Origin of the sequence: Pseudomonas frigoris (assembly GCF_047758635.1) — a bacterium.
In the GTDB taxonomy this organism is placed as follows: Bacteria; Pseudomonadota; Gammaproteobacteria; order Pseudomonadales; family Pseudomonadaceae; genus Aquipseudomonas; species Aquipseudomonas frigoris.
This window is the reverse complement of the sequence record NZ_CP180479.1, coordinates 3,937,571-3,962,075: the sequence shown is the minus strand read 5'-3', so window position 1 is coordinate 3,962,075 and position 24,505 is coordinate 3,937,571. Positions and strand designations below refer to the sequence as shown.

The window sequence follows — 24,505 nt, the reverse complement described above, 5'->3', positions numbered from 1 at the left end:
TTTTTCTGATTCTGGTCACCACCCACAGTGCTTGTGCGGTCACAGGACCGGAAGTGGCGCAGTTGCTCAATGCCCGTTATCGGCTGACCCCAAGCGCCTGCGTCGGTGCCACGGCGGTGCACTTTTGTAGTGGCGTGTTGGTGCGTCGCTCGCAGAACGCGCCGACAGTCGGCTTCTGGAAACTCAGTGCGGAGGCGGTTGCCTCGGGCGTCGAACGCTTTGACTATTGGCGGCTTGATCGTGCCCCGGTCATTGTGGATCGGCCCAACGGTTTCGTGTTCACCGATGTGTTCACGGCGATCGGCCTGGGCAAGCAACTTGACGTCCTGCCGGCAGCGTCGGACTCCGAGGCTTCGGTCAAGAATTGGGACGATGCGGCACCGACCCGAATACCGTTGCAGGCGCTGTTTTATGACTTGGGTGCAGCAGGTGCTTTGCGTGGAGCGCAACGAGATCAACTGGCGTACTTCCAAACGACCGGCGAGTGGCTGCCGGTCCTGCGGTTGCAGCGCGATGAGGCACAACAGAGCCTGTTTGGGTTCAATCAGGCGGATCAACTGTACGTCGGGTATCAGGTGGCAGCCCGATTGAATGCACGGTATGCCGATACGTCACCGACCTGCCGGGATGGTCGGGCAGCGTTTTATTGCAATGGGGTACTGATTCGGACGACGGATCAGTCGACGGCGTTTCATTCGTGGAATCCGAGTCCGGGATCGGTGCGCGGCAACGGTGCTTCTTTCAGTTATCTGCGTGCCGATGCGCGGGTGGTCAGGCTTTACAAGGCGCAGGGATTCGTTATTCGTGAGCAGTCGGCTCCAGTGGGTAACCCGATGAGCTTACGGTGTGCATTTCCCTTTGATGCAGGTACCGGTGGTTCGGCTGATGTTTGCAGAGTTAGCACTGGACTGTGCAGTGAGGTGGGAGTCACCAGCGTAGGGATCTGGAGCTCGCGTTATTCGGCAGCACCGTATCGGAGTTGTGCGTTCGATGTTGATCCGCAGCAGTTCCAGCTCAGTATCGCGGTACGACCGAGTGCGAATGACTCGGTATATGGATGGAATGAACTGATGATCGCAGCTTGGGCTCAGGATAACCCCAAACAACTACCCATCGAGGCGTTCATTTACACCACTCAGGCTCTTGTCGGTGGAAATGGATTGGCGGGCGCCAAGTACGACCAAAAAGACTATTTCCAGGTGACCGGACGATACATCCCGATCATGCGGGTGACACTCAACGCAACCCCGGGACAAGTGTTCGTCTTCAATCCGCAAGAGCAGGGCGTGCAATAGATTTACCCAGGATGCGCCGCCGCCAACAGCTCCTTGGTATACGGATGCTGTGGCGAATCGAACACGTCGTGGCTGGCACCGCTTTCCACCACTTTGCCGTCTTTGATCACGATCATGTCGTGAGCCAGTGCGCGCACCACTGCAAGGTCGTGGCTGATGAACAGGTAGGTCAGGCCATGTTTTTCCTGAAGTTGGCGGAGCAGGGCGACCACTTGTTTTTGCACCGTGCGATCCAGCGCCGAGGTCGGTTCGTCCAGCAGGATCAGCGCCGGTTTCAGTACCAGCGCCCGGGCGATGGCGATGCGTTGGCGTTGGCCGCCGGAAAACTCATGCGGGTAGCGATGACGACTTTGCGGGTCGAGGCCGACTTCCTCCAGCGCCCTAATTACCTCGGCTTTACATTCGTCAGCCGTCAACTGGCTATGCACCTCAAGGCCTTCGCTGATGATCTGCGCCACGGACATTCGCGGGCTGAGGCTGCCGAACGGGTCCTGGAATACCACCTGCATTTTCTTGCGCCACGGCCGCAGCTGTTTTTGCGTCAGACCGTCCAGCGCTTCACCTTGAAAGCGAATGCTGCCTTCGGAATCGAGCAAGCGAAGGATCGCCTGACCCAACGTCGACTTGCCGGAACCGGATTCGCCCACAATGCCCAGCGTCTTGCCGCGTTGAATGTTCAGGCTGATGCCGTCCACGGCATTCAGGTAGGTCTTGCGCTGAAACAGCCCGCCACCGAGAGCAAACTGAACGCGCAGATTGTCCACTTCCAGCACGTTCTCGCGCTCGTCCCGGGGCAGTGCTTCACCTTCGGGTTCGGCGTTGAGCAGCACGCAGCTGTAAGGATGTTTCGGTTCGGTAAACAGCGTCTCGCAAGGTGCCTGCTCAACGATCTCGCCGGCCTTCATCACGCAAACTCGTTGGGCAATGCTGCGCACCAGATTGAGGTCGTGGCTGATCAGCAGCAGCGACATGCCGAGACGCTGTTGCAGGGATTTGAGCAGCAGCAGGATCTTGCGCTGCACTGTCACGTCCAGCGCTGTGGTCGGCTCGTCGGCGATCAGCAGCTCCGGTTCGCAGGCCAGGGCCATGGCGATCATCACCCGTTGCCGCTGGCCACCGGACAATTGATGGGGGTAGGCCTTGAGCCGCTCTTTGGGTTTCTGAATGCCGACCAAATGCAGTAACTCGAGAATCCGCGCTTGCGCCGCTTTACCGGCCAGCCCCTTGTGTAGCAGCAGGGTTTCGCCGATCTGCTTTTCGATGCTGTGCAATGGGTTGAGCGAGGTCATGGGCTCCTGGAAGATCATCGCGATGCGGTTACCCCGCAGTTCTCGCAACACCTTGGCCGGAGCGCCGACCAGTTCGCGGCCTCGATAGCGAATACTGCCCGTGGTTTCGGTGCCGGTCTCGGGCAGCAGTTGCAGGATCGAGTGAGCGGTCACCGACTTGCCGCAGCCCGACTCGCCCACCAGCGCCAGGCATTCGCCGGGGCGGATGTCCAGGCACAGATTGCGCACCACGGCCTGGCCACTGAAGGCGACGCGGAGGTCACGGATTTCGATCAGGTTGTTACTCATATCAACAGTCCGCGTCATGATCTCGGATCGAAAGCGTCACGTAACGCCTCCCCGATAAACACCAGTAAAGAAAGAATCAGCGCCAGGGTAAAAAATGCCGTTAATCCCAGCCACGGCGCTTGCAGGTTCTGCTTGCCTTGACCGATCAACTCGCCCAGCGATGCACTGCCGGCAGGCATGCCGAAGCCGAGGAAGTCCAGCGCTGTGAGGGTGGAGATCGCTCCGGTCAGAATGAACGGCAGATAACTCAGCGTCGCGTTCATTGCGTTGGGCAGGATGTGCCGGACGATAACCTTGCGGTCGGTCAGGCCCAGCGCCCGGGCGGCTTTGACGTATTCCAGGTTGCGTCCGCGCAGGAACTCGGCGCGAACCACGTCCACCAGGGCCAGCCAGGAAAACAGCGCCATGATCCCCAGCAGCCACCAGAAATTCGGCTCGACGAAACCCGACAGGATGATCAGCAGGTACAGCACCGGCAGCCCCGACCAAACCTCCAGCAACCGTTGACCGATCAAGTCGACCCAGCCGCCGTAATAGCCTTGCAGTGCGCCGGCAGCGATGCCGATCAGTGCACTGACAAAAGTCAGCATCAAGGCAAACAGGATCGACACCCGCGCACCGAAAATCACTCGGGCCAACACGTCTCGCGCCTGGTCGTCGGTGCCCAGCCAATTGACCTTCGTCGGCGGGCTAGGCGCTGGTTGATTGAGGTCATAGTTCGGTGTGTCGTCGCTGAAGGGGATTGGCGGGAACAGCATCCAGCCACCGTCCTGGTGAATCAGTTTCTGCACATAGTCGCTGCGGTAGTCCGCCTGGAACGGCAGCTGCCCACCAAACTCCTGCTCGGTATGACGCTTCAGGGCCGGGAAGTAGAGGGATCCCTGGTAGCTGACGATCAGCGGTTTGTCGTTGGCGATCAGCTCGCCACCGAGAGTCAAGAGGAACAGGCCGACAAACAACCACAGCGACCACCAGCCACGACGGTTTTTCTTGAAACGCTCAAAACGACGACGACCTAACGGCGAGAGCTTGAACATCAGGCGTTCCTCGCGGCGAAGTCGATACGCGGGTCGACGAGGGTGTAGCAGAGGTCGCCGACCAGTTTTATCAAGAGACCGAACAGCGTGAAGATGAACAGCGAACCGAATACCACCGGATAGTCCCGGGAAACCGCGGCTTCGTAGCTCATGCGACCCAGGCCGTCGAGGGAGAAGATCACTTCGATCAGCAGGGAGCCGGCGAAAAATACGCTGATGAACGCCTGGGGAATCCCCGAGACCACCAGCAACATTGCATTGCGAAACACGTGACCGTAAAGCACTCGGCGTTCGCTCAGGCCCTTGGCGCGGGCGGTGACCACGTACTGGCGCGTGATTTCATTGAGGAAGGAGTTCTTGGTCAGAATGGTCAGCGTGGCGAACCCGCCGATCACCAGCGCCGTCACCGGCAATACCAGGTGCCAGAAGTAGTCGGCGATTTTGCCCACGGTCGACAGCGATTCGAAGTTGTCCGAGACCAGCCCGCGCACCGGGAACCAGTTCAGCGAGGTGCCACCGGCGAAGACCACGATCAGGAACATCGCGAACAGGAACGCCGGCATGGCGTAGCCGATGACGATCGCGGTGCTGCTCCAGATATCGAAGTGGCTGCCGTGGTGCACGGCCTTGCGGATGCCCAAGGGAATCGACACCAGGTAGGTGATCAGCGTCGCCCAGAGCCCAAGGGAAATGGTCACCGGCATTTTTTCCAGGATCAGGTCGGTGACGGTCGCACCACGGAAAAAGCTCTTGCCGAAGTCCAGGCGCGCGTAACTGGTGAGCATCAGCCACAGGCGTTCGTGCGCCGGCTTATCGAAGCCGTATTGCTTTTCGATGTCCTTGATCAGTTGCGGGTCGAGGCCGCGACTGGATCGGGAGGTGCCGGACATGCGTTCACCGGAACCGCCACCGACACTCGCGCCACCGATGCCTTGCAAGTGCGCGATGGCCTGTTCCACCGGGCCGCCCGGCGCGGCCTGGACGATGATGAAGTTGACCAGAAGAATGATCACCAGCGTCGGAATGATCAGCAGCAGACGCCGCAGTATGTAAGCCCACATCAGTGCGGCCCTCCGGGTTTGCCACGGCTGATTTGCTCAGCGGTCATCTGTTGGTTGGTCAGCGGTGTGGTGCTGATTTCCCACCAGCTCTCGATGGCTTCGTCATTGCTCGCTTGCTCGTTGGGCCTGCCGAAACGGTTCCACCACACGGTGGAGCTGCCCGGCGGGTAATAGTTTGGAATCCAGTAGTAGTTCCATTGCAGCACCCGGTCCAGCGCGTGGGCGTAGTGCAGCATTTCGGGTTGGGTGGTGGCGCGAACCAGCCCGGCGATCAGTGTGTCGACCGCCGGATTTTTCAACACCATGTAGTTATTGGCGCCAGGGTCGTTGGCCGAGACCGAGCCGAAGTAATTGAGCAGTTCGCCCCCGGGCGACGTCGTGACCGGGTAGCCGGTGACGATCATGTCGTAGTCGCGGCTCATCAGGCGATTCACGTATTGGGACGAGTCGATGCGGCGGATGTTCATGTCGATGCCGATCTGTTTCAGGGTGCGCTTATAAGGCAGCAGCAACCGGTCCATGCCGTTCTGGCTGACCAGGAAAGTGAAACTCAGCGGCGTGCCTTCGGCGTTGACCAGTTGATCGCCATCGGGTTTCCAGCCGGCCTGTTCGAGCAAGTCGAGTGCCTGCAACTGTTTGTCGCGTATCACGCCACTGCCGTCGGTTTTCGGTGCCTGGAAAACCTGAGTGAAAACCTCGTCGGGGATCTGCCCGCGCAGCGGTTCGAGAATCGCCAGTTCGCCGGCGTCCGGCAGTTGTCGGGCGGCGAGGTCGGTGTTGGAAAAATAACTCTGCTGGCGGATGTACATGTCGCGCATCATCTGCCGGTTGCTCCACTCGAAATCCCAGAGCATGACCAGCGCCTGACGCACTCGACGGTCCTGGAACAGCGGGTTTTGCAGGTTGAACACAAAGCCCTGAGCCGGTTGGGGGGCTTGGGTTGCCAGATGCGCCTTTTGCAGGCGCCCGTCGCTCAGGGCCGGGCTGTCGTAGCCAATGGAGAAACCGGTGGCGGAGAATTCGCGGTTGTAGTCGTAAGCACCGCCGCGCAGGACTTGGCGGGCGACGTCGGTATCGCCGAAGTACTCGATGCTGAAAAGATCGAAGTTGTAGAGGCCGCGGCTGACCGGTAAATCCTTGCCCCACCAATCGGCATTGCGCGTGAAGGTGATGCTGCGACCGGAGTCGACTTTGCTCACCCTGTAGGGGCCACTGCCCAAAGGTGGCTCATAACCGCCACCATTGGCGAAGTCGCGAGTCTTCCACCAATGCTCGGGAAACACCGGCAAGGTCGCGATATCAAGGGGCAGGGTACGGTTTTCATTACTTTTAAAGTCGAACCGAACCGTCAGAGGTGATTCCACTTCGACGCCTTTGACATCGGCAAATTGAGTGCGATAACGCAGGCTGCCCTGGGTCATCAACAGGTCGAAGGTGTAACGAACGTCTTCGGCCGTGATCGGTTTGCCGTCTGCAAAACGGGCCTTGGGGTTCAGGTAGAAGCGCAGGAACAAACCGTCGTCCGAGCGCTCCATCTTCTGTGCCACCAGACCGTACACGGTGTATGGCTCGTCCAGCGAACGCTGGGCGAGAGGCGAGTAAAGCAGGCCGTCGATCTGTGTGACGCCAATGCCTTTGTCGATGTAAGGCAACATATGATCGAAATGACCGATTTCGACGGCCGAGCGGCGCATCGTGCCACCCTTGGGGGCTTGCGGGTTTGTGTAGGCAAAATGACTAAAGCCGGCAGGATACTTCGCCGGTTCACCGTACACGGTCAACGCATGTTGCGGTGCTGCATTCACACCGGCGGCGCCCAACAACAGGGCCACGGCCGTGAACAATAAAGTAGGGAAAGCCAGTCGCATTGTCAGCCTTAGAGCCGGGTGGTCAATAACCGCAATTTGTACGCTAGCGGCGCGTCCCTTGCCACCCGTATCACGTATCCGAAACACAACGGCCCACCAAAAGGCGGGCCGCTGTGCAGAAAACTTAAAGGTTGATCAGTCCTGACGGCTGGTCACTTCCAGCAGGTGGTAACCGAACTGGGTCTTGACCGGGCCTTGCACCACGTTGATCGGTGCGCTGAAGACCACGGCGTCGAATTCCTTGACCATCTGGCCTGGACCGAACGAACCCAGATCACCGCCCTGGCGGCTGGAAGGGCAAGTGGAGTTGGTTTTGGCGACTTCGGCGAAATCAGCGCCGCCTTCGATTTGGGCTTTCAATTCGTTGCACTTGGCTTCGCTGGCAACGAGGATGTGACGGGCAGTGGCTTTGGCCATGGAAAAATACTCCTTTCAATGTTCAGTAAAGTGCGGAGCCTACCGGATTCAGTGGTCTATTTCTCCTCAAAGTTCCCTCCAGTTCGCACAGATCGCTGGCATTCCTTTATAGACCGGCATTTCTCAGACGCTCCGCATGCTGCACATACAGGGCAATCGGGTCGATGCCCTTGCGCAACGGACCGGCGGCCTGGCTGAGGCTGTCCAGATGATCCAACGGATAGTCGGACCGGATGACTTTGCCCAAATGGGAGCTGTAGCGGCCAACCAGGCCGTCGTTCTGCTCGGGTTCGGTGGTGAAGTATCGGGAAAAGGCGCGGAGGAACCCGTGCAGCGGACTCAGTGCATCAAGCCCTTTGTCGAGAATGTCGCCCTGCAGGGTGCCGCTCCAGGAGTAATAACGTACGCCGCCGACCAGTTCGCGACCCTTGCCGCCCCAGGTTTTCGGCAATCCCTGGGGGTACTTGTCGTTGAACGCGCCTACGCCTTCGGTGGTCAGGGCATTCAGAGCGGCGATGGCGTTCTGCGGCAGGTGACGGTGGCCGCTGAGCAACGATAGAAAGTCTGCAAACAACGTTGCAACTGTCGAGGCGACGTGTTCCGGCAGGCGCCCGGGCGTCAGCGCCTTGCGCAAGAAGTCGGCCAGTTCCGAGCCGTGATTCGGTCCGCTGACGGAGGTCACCGAAGCGATTGCCTCCGGCGCTGTCGCCGCCGCATACCGTGCAGCGAGTGCGCCTTGGCTGTGGCCGATCAGGTTGACTTTGTTTGCACCGGTTCCTTCCAGTACCCGCTCGATCTGCGCCAGAAGTTGGTCGCCGCGGACTTCATTGCTATGGGTAGCCGACAAGTGCGGGATAAACACTCTTGCGCCTGCACTCCTGAGGGCCTGCTTGACGTCATGGAAGAGTTCGACCTTGCCGATGCGATCGAAGCCGAAGAGCCCGTGGACCAACAGGATCGGATACTGAGTAGTTGCATTCCGTAGCATGTTCTTTCCTTTTTCGCAGTCGTTCAGAGGTGTGTTGATGGGCTCACTCTAAAGCACACCCGCTGTTCGGCGTTGTATGAAAAAGCCGCTGTAACCTGATGAAAACGGAATAGAAAATGTACGAAAGTTCGAAAGTACATGAGGTCTTGGTCGGAATATTTGGACATCTTTTTATCTGTAACAGAGCGTTTTACTGCGATGGCCTACTCCGCGAACACCCTTTGCCTGTTAATCGTGTCTCGATTCCGACGTCCAGTCCTCGATGGGAGGACTGGAAGAGGGTATGGCTCACGCCGATTGTTGATCGCTGCTCTGCGCTCTGAGCCGGTCGGCTGCCTGGCGCAACAATGATTCCGTCCCGCTCCAGCCAAGGCAGCCGTCCGTGACTGACACGCCGTAACGCATGGACGGGCTCAGCGGTTGGCAGCCTTCGAACAGATGACTCTCGATCATCATGCCGATCAGTGATCGATCACCTTGCAGGCGCTGTTCAAGCACATCGTTAAACACCGCTGGCTGACGCAACGGGTCTTTGCCGCTGTTGGCATGGCTGCAGTCGACCATGATCCGGGCCGGGATCTTCAGTTTGGTCAAATCACTGTTCACCCGGGCGACGCTGTCGCGGTCGTAGTTCGGCCCGCGGTGTCCGCCACGCAGCACCAGGTGGGTGTCGGGATTGCCCGGTGTTTGAATGATTGCCGGATGCCCCTGGCTGTCGACACCGAAATGGCGATGCGGATGGGCGGCGGAGCGCATGGCATCGCTGGCCACACCGACACCACCATCGGTGCCGTTCTTGAAGCCGACCGGCATGCTCAGGCCGCTGGCCATTTCCCGGTGGATCTGCGATTCGGTGGTGCGAGCGCCAATAGCGACCCAGCTCAGCAGGTCGTCGAAGTAGCCGGCAGCCATCGGTTGCAGCAGTTCGGTTGCAATCGGCAGTCCAAGGCGGAGCATTTCGCGCATCAACTCGCGGGACAGCGTCAAGCCGCCGGCCATGTCATCGCTGCCATCCAGATGGGGATCGTAGGCCAGGCCTTTCCAGCCGATGGTGGTGCGGGGTTTTTCGACGTAGGCGCGCATCACCAGCAGCATTTCATCACTGACCTCGGCGGCGAGGCGGGCGAGGTTGCCGGCGTATTCGAGGGCGGACTGAGGATCGTGAATCGAGCAGGGGCCGACGATGACCAGCAGACGGGAGTCTTCACCGTTGAGGATCGCGCGAACCGCTTGGCGGTGGGCGGCGACTTGCTGGCTCAGGACGTTGCTGAGTGGCAGTTGCTGTTTGAGTTGCAATGAGCTGGGCAGACGCTGGGTCAGCGCTTCATTGGCAGGGCTCAAGGTGGACAGCGGCAGTGCAGAGACGGACGAGTTCATATTCGGGCTTCCTGGGCTGGCGGCGGGTTCGTTCCCGCGCACTCGGCCCTACTGGGGTGTTCGACAATTGGCCGGATTGGCTGCGTGTGTGTGCTTGCCACCTGTGGGTGACCGATCGGAGGCGGCAGGCTGTCCCGAGCGGAGGCTGCTAAATCGCCAGGCGGTAAAACTGTCGTAACGGTAATAAGTGGCGTAGTTCATTTTTGAATCCTCTGGTTGTCTGGTGTGTCGCTAAAAATGTGCGGGGCTGAAAAAACAAAACCCCCGGTCGGGAAGCCGACCGGGGGTTGAGAATTCTCTGGTGGCGACCCGTTTAAAGTGGGCGCCGTGTGGGTATCAGGCGCGCCAGTGGCTAAACCAATACCCAAAATAAAAGCTGACCGGAGCACAAACGTCATTCACCCGGGCAGCCGACACCGAGCGCAGGGCGCTGACGGTACGAAGCTGTGAGAGGGCGTTGAACATGGTTTATCTCCGATGAGTGCGCCGAGCTTACTCGAGGCCGGTACGTGGATTCAATCAGAAAATGCTATCGATCACCGACGGCATTTTCTATCGCTTGAGTGCGTCACCGGTTGTGACACACTTTGTGTTCCGCTTACGTACAACGTCACAAGGACGAACCATGACGCCCCTGATCATCGCCGCTGCTCAATCGATCTCCATCGCCGGTGACCTTGCCGCAAACATTGTGTGGCATCAGCGCTTCATGCAACTTGCCGCGGAGCACGGGGTGCAATTGCTGGTGTTTCCGGAGTTATCGCTGACCGGGTACGAGCGTGGACTTGCGGCTGAGCTGGCCATTGCGCCTCACGCCGAGGTTCTGCAACCGCTACGGGATTTCGCGCGGGAAGTCGGTGTGACGACTGTCGTCGGGATGCCGATTCGCCTGTCGGAAGATTCGCCGGTATTGATTGGGGCGCTGGTGTTGGGTGTTGATGGTTCGCTAGGGATCTATAGCAAGCTGCATCTGCATCCAGGCGAGGAAGTGGCATTTGCACCGGGAACCGGCGGTTCGACCCTGACCATAGGTGCCGATACGGTCGCGTTGGCGGTGTGTGCGGATTTCTCTCACGCCAGTCATGCCGCCGCGGCGGCCCAGCAGGGCGCGGATCTCTATGCGGCGGGCGTGCTGATCACGGAAAACGGCTACGCACCGGATACCGCGTTGTTGCAAGGCTACGCCAGCGCTCATTCGATGGCGGTGCTGATGGCCAACCATGGCGGTGCAACGGGTGGCTGGGAATCGGCGGGACGCAGCGCAATCTGGGCGTCGGACGGTTCGCTGATTGCGGCCGCACCCGGAACCGGTAACCTGATGGTCGTTGCTCGACGCAACGCTGACGGCTGGAAAGGGCAATTAGTGGAGGTTGCATTGGGGTGATGGTATTTGAATTACGTCCGGCGACATCCCGGGACCTCGACTTCGCTCGTGAACTGACCCGCAACAACATGCTCCGCTATTACATTCAGCACGATCTGCTGTGGCAGGACGAAGGGTTCGATGTTGGCTGGGCAGGGCGCGAGAACTGGTTGATTGTAAGTGGCAGTACCGTGTTGGGCTTTTTCAGTCTGAGTCGTGACGCCAAAGCCCTGTACATCCGCGAACTGCACGTCCTCGAAGCGTTTCGAGGGCAGGGCGCCGGTTCCTGGGCGATTGATCAGGTATTCGCCATGGCGTGCAAGGAAAGGCGTCCGGCATTGCGTTTGACGGTTTTTGAAAACAATCCCGCGCAAGCGTTGTATGCGAGAAAGGGCCTGAAGGTGGTCGGCACGGACGAGTGTTTCCTGAGAATGCAGCGTGATATCGATGCCTCGTCCGGCAGAAACACGCTTACGACAAGCCTTTCAAGATGTATTGAAACTTTTTATATGACGCTTGCCGCTAGGTCTGCCAGTTGCTTTTTGCTAAGGTGTCGGCAACCCAATAAGACCATTTCGCGAGGTGTCTGCTTGATTAGGGTGCTAGTAGTCGATGATCATGATCTCGTTCGTACAGGCATTACACGAATGCTGGCTGACATCGATGGCCTGCAAGTAGTCGGCCAGGCTGAGTCAGGCGAAGAATCCCTGCTCAAGGCGCGTGAGTTGAAACCCGATGTGGTACTGATGGACGTCAAGATGCCCGGCATCGGCGGTCTTGAAGCCACACGCAAATTATTGCGCAGTCATCCGGATATCAAAGTCGTCGCGGTCACCGTGTGCGAAGAAGATCCGTTTCCGACTCGGTTGTTGCAGGCAGGGGCCGCAGGCTACCTGACCAAGGGTGCCGGATTGCCGGAAATGGTCCAGGCCATCCGCCTGGTGTTTGCCGGGCAGCGTTACATCAGCCCGCAAATTGCACAGCAACTGGCGATCAAATCCTTCCAGCCGACCAATGATTCGCCTTTCGATGCCTTGTCGGAGCGGGAAATCCAGATCGCGCTGATGATTGTCGGCTGTCAGAAGGTCCAGATCATTTCCGACAAACTGTGTCTGTCGCCAAAAACCGTGAACACTTACCGTTACCGCATTTTCGAAAAGCTTTCGATCAGCAGCGATGTCGAGTTGACGCTGTTGGCGGTTCGTCACGGCATGGTCGATGCCAGCCTCTGAAAATGACTGAAGTCTTCGATCCAAGCGCCTTTCTGTCGACGGTCAGTGGGCGTCCCGGTGTGTATCGCATGTTCGACAGCGAGGCACGCCTGCTCTATGTCGGCAAGGCCAAGAACCTCAAGAATCGTCTGTCGAGTTACTTCCGCAAATCCGGTCTTGCGCCCAAGACCGCGGCGTTGGTCGCGCGTATCGCTCAGGTCGAAACGACGATTACGGCCAATGAAACCGAAGCCTTGTTGCTTGAACAGACGCTGATCAAGGAGTGGCGTCCGCCCTACAACATTCTGCTGCGCGACGATAAATCCTACCCCTACGTCTTTCTCTCGGATGGCCAGTTTCCACGCTTGAGCATCCATCGCGGTGCAAAAAAGGCCAAGGGCAAATACTTCGGCCCTTATCCCAGCGCCGGTGCGATTCGCGAAAGCCTGAGCTTGTTGCAGAAGACGTTTTTCGTTCGTCAGTGCGAAGACAGCTATTACAAAAACCGCACCCGTCCTTGCCTGCAATACCAGATCAAACGCTGCAAGGCGCCCTGTGTCGGGCTGGTGGAGCCTGAGGTATACGCTGAAGACGTACGGCACTCGGTGATGTTCCTTGAGGGGCGCAGCAATGCGCTGACGGATGAGTTGTCCGCAGGAATGGAAGAGGCGGCGATCAACCTCGAGTTCGAACGTGCGGCCGAGTTGCGGGATCAGATTTCATTGCTGCGCCGGGTCCAGGACCAGCAAAGCATGGAGGGCGGGACGGGCGATGTCGACGTGATCGCGGCGTTTGTCAATCCGGGTGGTGCCTGCGTTCATTTGATCAGTGTGCGTGGCGGGCGGGTGCTGGGGAGCAAGAACTTCTTTCCGCAGGTGGGTATTGAAGAGGACGTTTCCGAAGTCATGGCGGCGTTTCTCGGCCAGTACTTCATCAGCAGTCCTGAGCGCGACTTGCCGAGCGAACTGATCGTCAACGTGGTTCACGAAGACTTCCCGACCCTGATCTCGGCCATCGATGAGCTGCGCGGTCGTGAATTGACCATTAGTCATCGGGTTCGTGGTACGCGAGCACGCTGGCAACAGTTGGCGGTCACCAATGCCGAGCAGGCACTGGGAGCGCGACTGGCCAATCGTCAACACGTTGCTGCACGCTTCGATGCGCTGGCAGAAGTGCTGAACCTGGACGAACCGCCACAGCGCCTGGAGTGTTACGACATCAGTCACTCCAGCGGCGAAGCAACCGTGGCATCCTGCGTGGTGTTCGGCCCCGAAGGTCCGATCAAGTCCGACTATCGTCGCTACAACATTGAAGGCGTCACTCCGGGTGATGACTACGCCGCGATGCACCAGGCCCTGACCCGACGCTTCAGCAAGCTGAAGGACGGGGAGGGCAAGCTACCGGACATTTTGCTGGTGGACGGTGGCAAGGGGCAGCTGTCCATGGCCCGCGACGTGCTCAATGAACTGGCCGTGCCTGATCTGATTCTGCTGGGCGTAGCCAAGGGCGCCACACGCAAGGCCGGTTTCGAAACCCTGTACCTGAACGATGCTGCCCACGAATTCACCTTGCGCGGCGATTCCCCCGCGCTGCATTTGATCCAGCAGATACGCGACGAAGCTCACCGTTTCGCGATTACCGGGCACCGCGCTCGTCGTGGGAAAACTCGCCGCACGTCTACCCTGGAGGGCGTTGCCGGTGTCGGACCGACCCGTCGCCGCGATTTGTTGAAACATTTTGGTGGATTGCAGGAGCTGTCTCGTGCCAGCATCGAAGAGATCGCCAAAGCACCCGGCATCAGTAAAAAGCTCGCAGAGTTGATTTATGCCAATCTGCACAGCGAGTAGAATGCCCCCCTCACCTCGTAGCCAGTTGTGCCGATGAATATCCCTAATCTGATTACCGTACTACGCGTCCTGCTCATTCCGATCTTCATTTTACTGTTCTACCTGCCGTATCAATGGAGCTACCTGGCGTCCGCCTCGGTCTTCGCATTTGCCGCCGCCACAGACTGGCTGGATGGGTATCTGGCTCGCCGACTGGAACAAAGCACACCGTTCGGGGCTTTCCTCGATCCCGTGGCTGACAAGCTGATGGTCGCTGTTGCGCTGGTATTGCTGGTGCAAGAACATGGCAACCTGTGGCTCACACTGCCGGCCGCCGTGATCATCGGTCGCGAGATTGTCGTCTCGGCACTTCGCGAATGGATGGCCGAACTCGGCGCCCGCGCTCACGTCGCGGTGTCGAACCTGGGTAAATGGAAGACCGCCGCGCAAATGCTGGCGCTAGTGATCCTGCTGGCCAATCCGTCGGATTTCACGTTCTGGGTGCTGCTGGGTTACGCCTTGCTGCTGATATCCGCGGGCCTGACGTTGTGGTCCATGGTCCAATATTTGCGGGCTGCCTGGCCGCATCTGAAGACCGACGTGGAAAAGAAATAAACTTTTTTGAATCAAGGGGTTGACGGGGCATCTGGATTCTATAGAATGCGCCTCACCAAGACGCGGGAATAGCTCAGTTGGTAGAGCACGACCTTGCCAAGGTCGGGGTCGCGAGTTCGAGTCTCGTTTCCCGCTCCAAGCATTAAAAATGGATCTCTGAAAAGAGGTCCATTTTTTTTCGTCCAAAGAAAAGTCTTTCTTTGGCTTTTGCCGCGCCCCCCTGAAAACACTCGGATCCAGCCCCAATGGGCGCATTTTCCAGTACATCAATCCGGTGCTCGGCAGATCGGTTTTTTCGTGGTGCCAGTCTCACCGCAAACCGTACAAATCTCCTCCATTCATACGAAACGGAGATTGTGCGATGGCTCTCACCAAGACCGCGGTCCGACACGCCAAACCCAGTGCCAAGGACTACACTCTCCCTGACTACGACGGTCTCGCCCTTTTCGTGAATACGAAAGGCACCAAGTGCTGGCACTTCCGCTTTTCCTGGGCGGATAAGCAACCCCGTATTTCTCTCGGGACCTACCCTGAAATTAGTCTACGAGAGGCTCGCGCTCTGCGTGATGTTGCCAGGGTTCTGATCGCCAGGGGTATCGATCCGCGGGCCCATCGACGACAGGAGCGCAATGCCTTACGCCTGGCAACGGAAAACACCTTCGAAGCGGTCTTTCAGCGTTGACGTGATTCAAGGCGTTGAGTCTGAGGATGCGCTGGAGGTGGTGTGCAAGATTGAACGTCGTGGTGCACTGACGGCGGCGGAGAAGTGTCGAACCTGGTTAAATCAACTTTCCGATACGCGATAGTTGAGGCGGGGCTCGAGACCAATCGGGCCGCCGGCCTCGATAGTGCGGCCGTGCCACAGCCTCCCGCTTCAATTTGCTGCCGAAGCGGCTGACAGCGCTGGCCGCTCAGGTTGAGATAAGGGGGATGTGCCTCACATTCGCTCTTCATGGCCTGTGAACCCTTTGGGCCAGGTCTGTGATTAGTCGTTGGGCAGGTGCAGCTGCACCTCCATGGCGTCATGAAGGAGTCTGATGATCTCGATCACTTCGTCGTTTGCCACACGATAGAACACGATATGGCGCGGACTTTTGACCGTTCCATGGGGTTGTTTTGCCTGCTGGCGTGAGTGGATGAGGTGATGGCTGCGAAGGCCCGGTGCAAGCTCATCACGGTCGTGGCTGCCAATGCGATAGGGCATGCCGGCGATATCTTGCAGCGCGGCGAGGATCAGCGCCTGGTAGCGCTGGCGTGCTCGATCGCCGAACTGAGTCTGAGAGAGTCTGAGGATGTCGACAATATCGGCGCGCGCCGCGTTGGAAATCCGATACTGCGGCATGCTCAGTGTTTCTCCCTCGCGGGGATGGTTGCCTCCAGGCTCAACCCCTCGAGGCAGTGCTCCAGGTCCACTTCGTTCAACTGAATGAAGCGCCCGTGCTCAAGATCCATGATACCGATCGATGTTGCCTGACGCAGTGCCTCAATTTTGGCCGCCTCTTCGGCGACGCGCTGCTCCAATAGACGCAAGCCTTCTCGCATCACTTCGCTGGCATTCTGATAACGACCGGACTGAACCAGATCATGGATAACCTGTTCCTGGTGAGGGGTAAGAACAACGTTTCGAGTCGCCATGGGTGGGCTCCAGCTCAGCGCAATCAGGTTTCGATCGTTGGCATATTATGCCATGTTGCCCGCGAACATATAGATTTGGGTTTGTTTCTGACGAACTGGATCGTACGGGTTCATCCGCCGCGCCGAACAGCGCGTGCTGGCTCCGGAGTGTATTTGCAAATGCTCAAAAGGGTGTTGCAGGCGGGACGTCGGCGCCGTCTTGATCAGAGTGGGCCTTGGGCCCTCAGCTTGGCCAGGCCCTGTTTGATGAATCCGGCGTTCTCACACTAGTGTCCGGTAAACATGTTTCATAGTTGAAGGCTGCCTTGGGAAGCCTTCAACTTTTCTCGCTCCTGCCTTCGTCGCTCCCTCAATACTGGGGTTTCGGGCCGTTCAAACAGGACATGAACTATGCGAACCGTCAGCTCGAACAACGAGCCGGTAAATCCTGAGCGACGATGGAATATTTGCAGTAACAGATAGCTGATCAAGGCACTGTAAATCTGCAAACGCACCGCATTTTCGGAGTAGGCATAAAAGCGCTTGAGCTTCAGATGTTGTTTGATCCACTTGAAAAATAGCTCGATCTGCCAACGATCTTTGTACAAAGAGGCGATTTCTTCAGCTGTCCTCGTGAAGTCGTTGGTCACCAGAACTAACGGCGTCGCATGCCCCTCGCGCTCAACCACGACGCGTCTTACCGACTTTTCCCGGTAGTCGTTCAGGCGTTTGCCGGTCAAATGCTTTTTACCAAACTGGACGACTTCATCGGTCATGACCGAGCTTTGCTCAGTCACGGTCGAGTGCTCATGCAGCACTTTAATATTGGCGTTTTTCTTCAGGCGGGTGACGAAAAAAGCACCTTTGGTCTGCAACTCGTGCCACCAGTTGTAATCGCAGTAGCCCTTGTCGAAAACATACGTCATGCCGGCCTGGATCGGCATTTCCAGTGCATCGCTCAGGACGTTGACGTTGGCAGGCGTAATGTTCACGTACACCGGGGCCAGTTGCGCCAGATCCAGCCCGACATGCACTTTGAGGCCTTGGGTGATGCGGGTTTTCGTCGCGGCTGTCCAGCCATCGAAGTGAGGTCCGCGCAAGGTGATCGACGTGGAGTCAATCAGGCTAACCATGGCCCCGATCTCCTTGCGCTGCTGGCGGCTGACGGCGCTCATCAGGTACCCGCAAAGGTCCTGTAATGGCCGGTAGTCACGTTTGTTCAAGGCATCGGACATTGTCGAGCGGGCAATAGGGTCGGCTTTAAGATGGTAGCTATGCGGGCCGAAATTTTCGGAGATGGTCGCCAAGGACCGCAGGCTTGAGGCTTGGGTCAAATGGCCGCGGATCAGTGTCATCAGCAATTGCCAGGTCGTGCAGCGTTTGACGTAGCGATCAGCTTGGTGTGTTTCGATGGATTGCTGGAAAAACTGGCGCGGGATCGCACTGAGTAGTTGGGTTAAACGGGTGCTGGAAAACATAAGTCAAAATCGAGTCTGAAAAGTCCGATTATGCCTCACAGCCGCCAACAGCAAGGGGGAGCAAGCTCCCCCCTCGTTTTTTACCGGACACTAGTGGGCGTTCTCACGGATCGTGTGAAGCGCGCCGCGGACATTGTCGCCAGTATCCGTCGCACCTTGGCTCTCAACCCTCAACGTCAACTCCATCAGGGCCGCCTCTAAGCAAGCTGGTTTTGGTATAGACGTTCGAGAACATCGGGTAGCGAGTATTCAGTGGGCATCGTTTCGAGGGGGGGGGGCCTGGGATGAATGGGTCAGGCCGCTGTCCGATCCGGTTGGTAATCAGTGCCGTTGCGCAGCATCGCCCAAGCCATGCGTGCGGTTTTATTGGCCAGTGCGATAGCGGCCACGTTGGGATGTGAGCGCTCGGCTAAACGGACAACCCACCGGCTGAGTCGATCGTCTTTGGACTTGGCCGTGCGCAGTACCGACCGCGCACCGTGGATCATCAGCGTTCGCAGATAAGCATCCCCACGTTTACTGATGCCAAGCAGTCGATCCTTGCCGCCAGAGCTGTGTTGCTTTGGCGTCAGCCTTAGCGAGGCGGCCAGTTGTCGGCCGTTAGCAAACTGACTGGTATCACCGATGGCAGCAACAAGCGCAGTGGCAATCATCGGGCCGACGCCACGCAGCTGTTGCAAACGGACGGCCGATGGCTCACTTGCAGCGATCGCAGATATCTCGCCATCGAGTTCGCTCACGCGCTCATCAAGTGCGCGCAGGTCATCCCACAAGCCATTCAGCAGACGACGAAAGCGTGCCGTCAAACTGTTATCTGCATCTTCTAGCCAGCACGGTATTGCGCGACGTAGCATCAGTAATTCCTTCGGCGCAACAAGATCGTACTCGGCGATCAGCCCACGAATCTGATTGGCTTTGGCCGTCCGCTGTTCGATTAAGCCGGCCCGAATGCGATGCGTCGCCTGAATATCCTGTTGTTCGATGGTTTTGATGGTGACGAAGCGCATGCTGCGACGGCTCATCGCCTCACAGATTGCCTCGGCATCGTTGGTGTCATTCCTGTTGCTCTGGACGTATGGCTTGACGAACTGCGGCGCGATCAGCCTCACCCGAAATCCACGTGCCTGTAGCTGCGGCGCCCAATAGTGCGCACCGCCACATCTTTCCATTCCGATCTCACAGCCGGGCTCGATCTTCTCCAGCACTGTTTGAAGCCAGCGATCACGAGGTAAACGCTGCTGCCAGACCGGCTGCTCATGACGATCCACGCCGTGAATCTGAAACACGTTCTTGGCCAAGCCGACCCCAAAGCGCATAAGCTTCATGTGTAGACTCCTACTCACGGTTGACTGCGGTTCGCACCTTCAGTCTGGCACTCAAGATGCCGAGGTGAGGAGGAGTTCCCACCGCTTATGGCCAGTAGCTGCCTGTCGCAGACCTCATTGAGGTTTAGCCGTATGAGTCCGGTCAGCACACCGCCCGGCTTCCGGCCCGAGGCTAAGTTGTAGGATCAACTCCCACGCATTAGTGCGGACATTATCCATGGAGTCGGTAAGCTCAATGCAACTGTCCGTGTAAGACGGTGTGCCTTCTGATTGGAGCATTACAGATGCCATTCCAGATTCAGAAACGGCGTATTGGCCTCGGTGCCAGGTGTGTTGGCTGAGTTGTTACCGAACTTGTTCTTCCAGTATTCGTAACCCACCCCGGCAAAGAAGGTATCTTTCTTGCCGAAAGTGAGCTCGCCCACGTCCACAAGTAATGTGGCGTGCACGAGCGTTTCGCTCACGGTGTCGTTCCCGAAGCCGTCCTTGCCCTTGGGCGGGATGAAGTTGGCAAAGCCCTTGAACTTGAGCGGTACTGAGCCGAGCTGGAATGGAATCTCCCAGGCGGTTTCCAGGTAGTACGTGTCGTTGAAGCGAATATCGTGCTCCTGGGCGAACGGCAAGCCATTGTGGTTGCGCTCGGAGCGGTACATCAAACTGAAGTCCCGAAAACCTGTCACGTTGAAATTGATCGTCGGGCCGATGACGAGCATGCGTTTTGCCGGCGCGAAGGCAGTGTTTTTGGTGTTCCAGTCGACGCCACCCGAAAGTGACCAGTCCCGAATGGGTCCCCACTTGAAATCCTGGCCGGATATTTTATTCAGTGAAAGTTGATGGTGATATATCGCATACACCTCGGTAGCGCCGTCGCCGTCGGCTGGATCGTCTTTATCGGAAAACAACACCTGCACGTCGAGGAAGTTGCTGCTGTATTTGTATCCGTCAACGTGAGTGAACTCAACGATGTGCTTGGCGATCGGGCCATCGATGCCCGGCTCAGCGAAGTGGGTGCCATACCAGTAACTGATTGAGTTATCGCTCCAGTCGGCAGCTTGCAATGAAGTGGCCGTCGTCAATAACAGAGTACTGATGGCAAAGGTCTGCCGAACGAGAAACGTGCGGTTCTGCATCCTTCATTTTCTTGAGTAGTCGTCCACTTCAGCTTGAGGGACTTTTTTATAAGTGCCGAGAAACTGTCGCCGTTTGAAACCAGCTCAATCGACCGCTGCCGCTGCCTCCAACTTTTCACACACCAGCAAATCCACGTAATGAATCGGTTTGCTCCGATGCATGAGCATCCCGCCGTTACGCAGATTCAACGCCGCCGTCATTTCCGCCAGAATCGAGAGCGCGACGCTTTCGGGCGCATCGCCGCCAAGGTCCAGGCCCATTGGGTAGTGCAGCTGTAGCAATGCATTCGGGGCAGGATTATGTTGGCGAATGTCGGTCAACAAGCGCTCGGTCCGCTCGCGGGGGCCGAGTTGGCCGATGTAGGCCGGTGCGCCTTGCAGCAATTGGCCGAGCCAGTGTCGGTCCTGGCGGTAGCTGTGAGTCATGACGGCCACCGCGGCCCCCTCGATCAACGGTCCGAGGACGATGGAGGCGTCGAGGTTCGCGACGATGACCGCATCGGCCTGCGGAAAGCGTTCAGGGCGGGCAAAGTGGCTGCGGCTGTCGATCACGCTGACGTGCCAGCCCAGCAGTTTGCTCATGCGCACCAGTGGCTGGGCGTCGTGGCCGGCGCCGAAGATCACCAGGCGCGGGGGCGGAGCCACGTATTCGAAGAACACTTCGACTTCTCCACGGGCGTCGGTGTAGAGCCGCAGAGAGGATTTTTTCTCGGTGAGTGTTTTGCGCAGGTCTTTGCGGATACTGCTGTCGAGAGCGGGATCGCGCAGCGCGGGGCTTGCGTGCGACAACACCCGATCGCCAACCCGCACTGACGTGTGGCGTGACGTGGCAATGATGGTCGCCATGGCCGCCGGTTGCAGGCTGTCACGCACCTGCCGCAACAGATCGATGGCCAATGACGGGGTTTTCGCGCGCAGGCGTTCGAGCATGACGAAAACCGTGCCGTTGCAGCCGAGGCCGAAGGTCAGGGCGCTTTGCTCGTCGTCTTCATCCTCGGTGGCTCCGGTGCTGTAGCGGCGCACCACCGGCTCGCCGGAATCGGTCAGCCACCAGGCTTTTTTTGCCAGGTCCTGTTCCAGGCATCCGCCGCTGACGGTGCCGATGGTTCGGCCGTGGAGGGGGATGAGCATGCGTGCGCCCGGACGGCGGTAGGCGGAACCTTCGACCTTGACCACGGTGGCGAGGATGGTTTCTTCGCCTTGCCGGGCGCTGGTTTCAATGGCTTGGAGGAGGTCGTTGAGGCCGGACATGGTGTGTTTCCCGAAGGTTGGTGTGTAACGTGTTGGAGCCGGCTTGCTGATGAGGGGCATTTGCACCTGGCACTGACCTTCAGACCGTCATCGCCGGCAAGCCAGCTCCTACAGGGGTTTGTGTTGGCGGTTAGATCAGTCGTCGACCTGCATCAACTGCTGCACCCCCTCCCACGCTTCAGCGCGCATGCGCTCCAGGTCCAGTCCCGGAATCACTCCGTCGTCAACCACCAGCCGCCCCCCGACCATGCTGTACCGCACGGAAATCGGCTCACCCGCGACCACCGGCGCCACCGCGATATCGTGGAAGCCAAAGAACCGTGGATGATCGAGGCCATAGATCACCAGATCCGCCGCCTGGCCTATTTCCAGCGTGCCGACCGAGCCCAGCCCCAACACCTGCGCGCCTCCGGCGGTGCCCCAATGAATCACGTCTTCGGCGGTGGTCGCTGAAGCCCCTTGTTCGGCCCGATGAATCAACCACGCCGTGTGCGCCTCACCGACCATACTCCCGGACTCGTTCGACGCCACGCCATCCACCCCAAGCGATATCGGCACCCCGGCCTCATACATTTGTGGTACTGGTGCGACGCCGCTGCCCAGCCGTGCGTTGCTCACCGGGCAATGAGAAATGCCGGTGCCGGTTTGCGCGAGCATGCGGATTTCCCCCGGCTGCAAATGCACCGCGTGGGCGAACCAGACGTCGGGGCCGAGCCATTCGTGTTCGGCGACGAATTCCACCGGGAGGCAGTTGTATTTCTCGCGACAAAAGTTGACGTAGTTCTGCGTCTCCGAAAGGTGTGTGTGCAAGCGCAATCCGAGGCCGCGAGCGGTGTGCGCAAGCTCGCGCAGCAAGGTGGGCGGCAGCGAGAACGTTGGCGTCGTCGGCGCCACCACCACTCGACGCATCGCATCCGGAGTGTCCTGGTGGTACAGCGATTTGAGCCGTTCGATGTCACCGACCATCTGCTCCAGCGTCTCCGGTTGCAGCGCCGTTTTCGAGAATCCCGGATGAGCGCTGGCGGACTCCAGTGCGCCGCCCCGGCACAGCACAAAACGCATCCCGAACGCGTCAGCCGTGTCGAACAGCAGGTCGCCGGTCTCGGTTGTGCCGTTGGCGTGATAGAGGTAATGGTGATCGGCGCAGGTTGTCACCCCCGACAACAGCAGTTCGGCCATGCCTAATCGCGCGGCGATCTGCGCCAGTTGTGGAGTAAAGCGGTTGAGACGCGGGTAGGGCACGCTGGCCAGCCAGCCTTGCAGATCCTGATTCAACCCTTCGGGCACGGCTTTGAGCAGGTTCTGGAACAGGTGATGGTGGGTGTTGATCCAGCCGGGATAGACCACCGAGTTTCGGGCGTCGATCACTCGCTCACCGGGTTGCGCAACCAAGCCCTCGGCCATTTCGGCAATGCGACCGTTGACGATGCGGATATCGACGCTACCGGCCCGTGCACGCGTGCCGCGCAGGCCGGTCATCACCGCCAGCGGATTCTTGATCAGGGTGTTTTGAAGTTGAGTCATGGGCTTCTCCAGTCAGAGGCTGTGGGACGCGGGCTTGGTGGCTGCGCTGTCGGGAACGCTGACGCCGTTGAGCGCCGCGTTGAGCAGCACCGACACCAGGCAGGCAATCACCACGCTGCTGTGCAGGAACGGCTGGGACCACTCAGGCATTTGCTTGAACAGGGCCGGCGCCAGCACCGGCACCAGGGCGGCGGCGATGGTGAACCCGACGATCAACACGTTGAAGCGGTTGCGCTCGTAATCGACTTTGGCCAGGGTCTGAATGCCCGCTGCGGCGACCACACCGAACATGGCAATCCCGGCACCCCCGAGGGCAGCGCTCGGCATCGACGCGATGATCGCCCCGGCCTTTGGCACCAGCGCCACGGAACACATCAACAAACCGCTGATCGCCACTACCCAGCGGCTGCGCACGCCAGTCAGAATCACCAGCCCGACGTTTTCCATGAAGGCAATGAACGGAAACGCTGCGAACATCCCGGCGATGGTGCTTGCCAGTCCGTTAGCCCGCAGGCCGTTGATCACCTGTTTTTCTTCCACCGGTTTGTCGACGATGTCGCCGATGGCCACGAACAGCCCCATGGACTCGACCATCTGCACGATCATCACCACCACCATGGTCGCGATCGGGATCAGGCTGAAGGTCGGCAGCCCGAAGTAGAACGGGTAGGGCACGGTAAGCCAGGGCGATTCCTGCACGCTGTGAAAACTGCCCATGCCCAGACCGTAAGCCAGTCCCGCACCCACCAGCATCCCGACCAGCACCGCCATGTTGCGCATCAGCGGGCTGCCATAGCGGTTGACCAACAGAATGGTCGCGAGCACCACGGCGGCGACGGCCAAGTACGACGGCGCCCCGAAATCGCTGGCATTGCGGCCACCACCGACCCACTCATAGGCAATCGGGAACAGCTGTAAACCGATTACTGTGACAATGCAGCCGGTGACCACCGGCGGAAAAAACCGGCGCAATCGGCCCACGAACGGCGCGACGAGCATCGTAAAGATCCCCGCGCCGATCACCGCCCCGCAGACCCCGGCGAACCCCACCTCCGGGTTGGTGCCGATGGCGATGACCGGGCCGACGCTGCTGAACGCCACGCCTTGCAGAATTGGCAGGCGCACGCCGAATTTCCAGAAGCCGACAGTTTGCAACAGAGTGGCGATACCGGAGCAGAACAGCGTGGTGCTGATCAGCACCACGGTGTCGGCCTGGGACATTTTCAGGGCGCTGGCGACAATCAACGGCACGGCGATGGCGCCGATGTATGAGACGGCCATGTGTTGCAGGCCAAGGGTGAGCATTTGGCGGACCGGCAGAATCTGGTCGACCGGGTGGACCGTGGAAGGGGTAGTGGCTGACGACATGGAGAATCACCTCTTGCTGTTTTTATGCTGTAGAGAGGGGCATTCGTTCTGATGCCAGGCCGCGACGGATTGAACTCTGCGGTCCACTGTGGGAGCGGGCTTGCTCGCGAAAGCGGTGGATCAGGCAACGATGATGTCGACTGACCCACCGCATTCGCGAGCAAGCCCGCTCCCACAGGT

General features: G+C 58.8%; 21 protein-coding genes, 1 tRNA gene and 2 pseudogenes. 8 read left to right on the top strand and 16 right to left on the bottom strand.

The genetic code is table 11. The features are described from left to right. Positions 1-53 precede the first annotated feature (53 nt). A complete protein-coding gene (locus ACMXYH_RS18155; protein ID WP_415764371.1) occupies positions 54-1,295 on the top strand; it encodes a hypothetical protein in 1,242 nt (413 codons plus the stop codon). Between the two features lie 2 nt (positions 1,296-1,297). Here ACMXYH_RS18155 and ACMXYH_RS18150 read toward each other — a convergent pair whose 3' ends face one another. The 8 genes from ACMXYH_RS18150 to ACMXYH_RS18115 form a co-directional block, all read right to left on the bottom strand. Beyond that, positions 1,298-2,872, bottom strand: coding sequence for an ABC transporter ATP-binding protein (locus ACMXYH_RS18150; RefSeq protein ID WP_415764370.1), 1,575 nt, complete (start codon positions 2,870-2,872; stop codon positions 1,298-1,300). A gap of 14 nt (positions 2,873-2,886) precedes the next feature. Continuing rightward, entirely contained in the window at positions 2,887-3,909 is a 1,023-nt protein-coding gene (locus ACMXYH_RS18145) for an ABC transporter permease (protein ID WP_046048461.1), read from the bottom strand. Further along, on the bottom strand, positions 3,909-4,970 hold the full coding sequence (locus tag ACMXYH_RS18140; protein ID WP_123368175.1) for a microcin C ABC transporter permease YejB: 1,062 nt from the start codon (positions 4,968-4,970) through the stop codon (positions 3,909-3,911). Before ACMXYH_RS18140 ends, ACMXYH_RS18145 begins: the two co-directional genes overlap by 1 nt. Continuing rightward, positions 4,970-6,838: an extracellular solute-binding protein gene (locus ACMXYH_RS18135; RefSeq protein ID WP_415764369.1), complete on the bottom strand. Its 1,869-nt coding sequence runs from the start codon at positions 6,836-6,838 to the stop codon at positions 4,970-4,972. The genes ACMXYH_RS18140 and ACMXYH_RS18135 overlap by 1 nt, the downstream gene beginning before the upstream one ends. A 135-nt stretch (positions 6,839-6,973) precedes the next feature. Further along, on the bottom strand, positions 6,974-7,255 hold the full coding sequence (locus ACMXYH_RS18130; RefSeq protein ID WP_129443708.1) for a peptidylprolyl isomerase: 282 nt from the start codon (positions 7,253-7,255) through the stop codon (positions 6,974-6,976). A 106-nt stretch (positions 7,256-7,361) separates the two neighbouring features. Then, complete coding sequence (locus ACMXYH_RS18125; RefSeq protein WP_129443710.1) at positions 7,362-8,243, bottom strand: lipase family alpha/beta hydrolase; 882 nt, start codon at positions 8,241-8,243, stop codon at positions 7,362-7,364. A gap of 288 nt (positions 8,244-8,531) precedes the next feature. Beyond that, positions 8,532-9,620: a 3-deoxy-7-phosphoheptulonate synthase gene (locus ACMXYH_RS18120; protein ID WP_129443712.1), complete on the bottom strand. Its 1,089-nt coding sequence runs from the start codon at positions 9,618-9,620 to the stop codon at positions 8,532-8,534. Between the two features lie 336 nt (positions 9,621-9,956). Then, complete coding sequence (locus ACMXYH_RS18115) at positions 9,957-10,085, bottom strand: hypothetical protein (RefSeq protein ID WP_256661486.1); 129 nt, start codon at positions 10,083-10,085, stop codon at positions 9,957-9,959. A 160-nt stretch (positions 10,086-10,245) separates the two neighbouring features. Between ACMXYH_RS18115 and ACMXYH_RS18110 the strand changes: the two genes are divergently transcribed. The 7 genes and pseudogenes from ACMXYH_RS18110 to ACMXYH_RS18080 form a co-directional block, all read left to right on the top strand. Then, the gene (locus ACMXYH_RS18110; protein WP_415764368.1) at positions 10,246-11,004 is read left to right on the top strand and encodes a carbon-nitrogen hydrolase family protein; all 759 of its coding nucleotides are present in this window, start codon (positions 10,246-10,248) and stop codon (positions 11,002-11,004) included. Then, a pseudogene (locus ACMXYH_RS18105) lies at positions 11,004-11,432 on the top strand (GNAT family N-acetyltransferase); the annotation flags it as partial. The gene ACMXYH_RS18110 and the pseudogene ACMXYH_RS18105, both read left to right, overlap by 1 nt. Positions 11,433-11,573: 141 nt before the next feature. After that, positions 11,574-12,215 carry a response regulator transcription factor GacA gene (gacA, locus tag ACMXYH_RS18100; RefSeq protein WP_008015884.1) on the top strand — a complete coding sequence of 214 codons (642 nt, stop codon included), beginning with the start codon at positions 11,574-11,576 and terminating at the stop codon, positions 12,213-12,215. A 2-nt stretch (positions 12,216-12,217) separates the two neighbouring features. After that, on the top strand, positions 12,218-14,041 hold the full coding sequence (uvrC, locus tag ACMXYH_RS18095; protein ID WP_129443717.1) for an excinuclease ABC subunit UvrC: 1,824 nt from the start codon (positions 12,218-12,220) through the stop codon (positions 14,039-14,041). A 33-nt stretch (positions 14,042-14,074) separates the two neighbouring features. Further along, positions 14,075-14,635: a CDP-diacylglycerol--glycerol-3-phosphate 3-phosphatidyltransferase gene (gene pgsA / locus ACMXYH_RS18090; protein ID WP_008150904.1), complete on the top strand. Its 561-nt coding sequence runs from the start codon at positions 14,075-14,077 to the stop codon at positions 14,633-14,635. A 62-nt stretch (positions 14,636-14,697) separates the two neighbouring features. Further along, positions 14,698-14,773, top strand: a tRNA-Gly gene (locus tag ACMXYH_RS18085). Positions 14,774-14,996: 223 nt separating this feature from the next. Continuing rightward, positions 14,997-15,506 (top strand): annotated as a pseudogene (locus ACMXYH_RS18080) (tyrosine-type recombinase/integrase); the annotation flags it as partial. A 114-nt stretch (positions 15,507-15,620) separates the two neighbouring features. On the opposite strand, the gene ACMXYH_RS18075 reads toward ACMXYH_RS18080, so the two are convergent. From ACMXYH_RS18075 to ACMXYH_RS18040, 8 genes are all read right to left on the bottom strand, one after another. Beyond that, the gene (locus tag ACMXYH_RS18075) at positions 15,621-15,977 is read right to left on the bottom strand and encodes a type II toxin-antitoxin system RelE/ParE family toxin (RefSeq protein ID WP_415764367.1); all 357 of its coding nucleotides are present in this window, start codon (positions 15,975-15,977) and stop codon (positions 15,621-15,623) included. A 2-nt stretch (positions 15,978-15,979) separates the two neighbouring features. Continuing rightward, positions 15,980-16,270, bottom strand: coding sequence for a type II toxin-antitoxin system ParD family antitoxin (locus tag ACMXYH_RS18070; RefSeq protein ID WP_415764366.1), 291 nt, complete (start codon positions 16,268-16,270; stop codon positions 15,980-15,982). Between the two features lie 287 nt (positions 16,271-16,557). Continuing rightward, positions 16,558-17,727, bottom strand: coding sequence for an IS4 family transposase (locus ACMXYH_RS18065; RefSeq protein ID WP_415764365.1), 1,170 nt, complete (start codon positions 17,725-17,727; stop codon positions 16,558-16,560). A gap of 293 nt (positions 17,728-18,020) precedes the next feature. Next, the gene (locus ACMXYH_RS18060; RefSeq protein WP_129443722.1) at positions 18,021-19,052 is read right to left on the bottom strand and encodes an IS110 family transposase; all 1,032 of its coding nucleotides are present in this window, start codon (positions 19,050-19,052) and stop codon (positions 18,021-18,023) included. A gap of 278 nt (positions 19,053-19,330) precedes the next feature. Beyond that, on the bottom strand, positions 19,331-20,182 hold the full coding sequence (locus ACMXYH_RS18055; RefSeq protein ID WP_415764364.1) for a hypothetical protein: 852 nt from the start codon (positions 20,180-20,182) through the stop codon (positions 19,331-19,333). Positions 20,183-20,266: 84 nt separating this feature from the next. Then, positions 20,267-21,433, bottom strand: a complete 1,167-nt coding sequence (locus tag ACMXYH_RS18050) for an XdhC family protein (RefSeq protein ID WP_415764363.1) — start codon at positions 21,431-21,433, stop codon at positions 20,267-20,269. A 135-nt stretch (positions 21,434-21,568) separates the two neighbouring features. Then, positions 21,569-22,957, bottom strand: coding sequence for an amidohydrolase family protein (locus ACMXYH_RS18045; protein ID WP_415764362.1), 1,389 nt, complete (start codon positions 22,955-22,957; stop codon positions 21,569-21,571). 12 nt (positions 22,958-22,969) lie between these two features. After that, positions 22,970-24,325, bottom strand: coding sequence for a nucleobase:cation symporter-2 family protein (locus tag ACMXYH_RS18040; protein WP_129443725.1), 1,356 nt, complete (start codon positions 24,323-24,325; stop codon positions 22,970-22,972). Positions 24,326-24,505 lie beyond the last annotated feature (180 nt).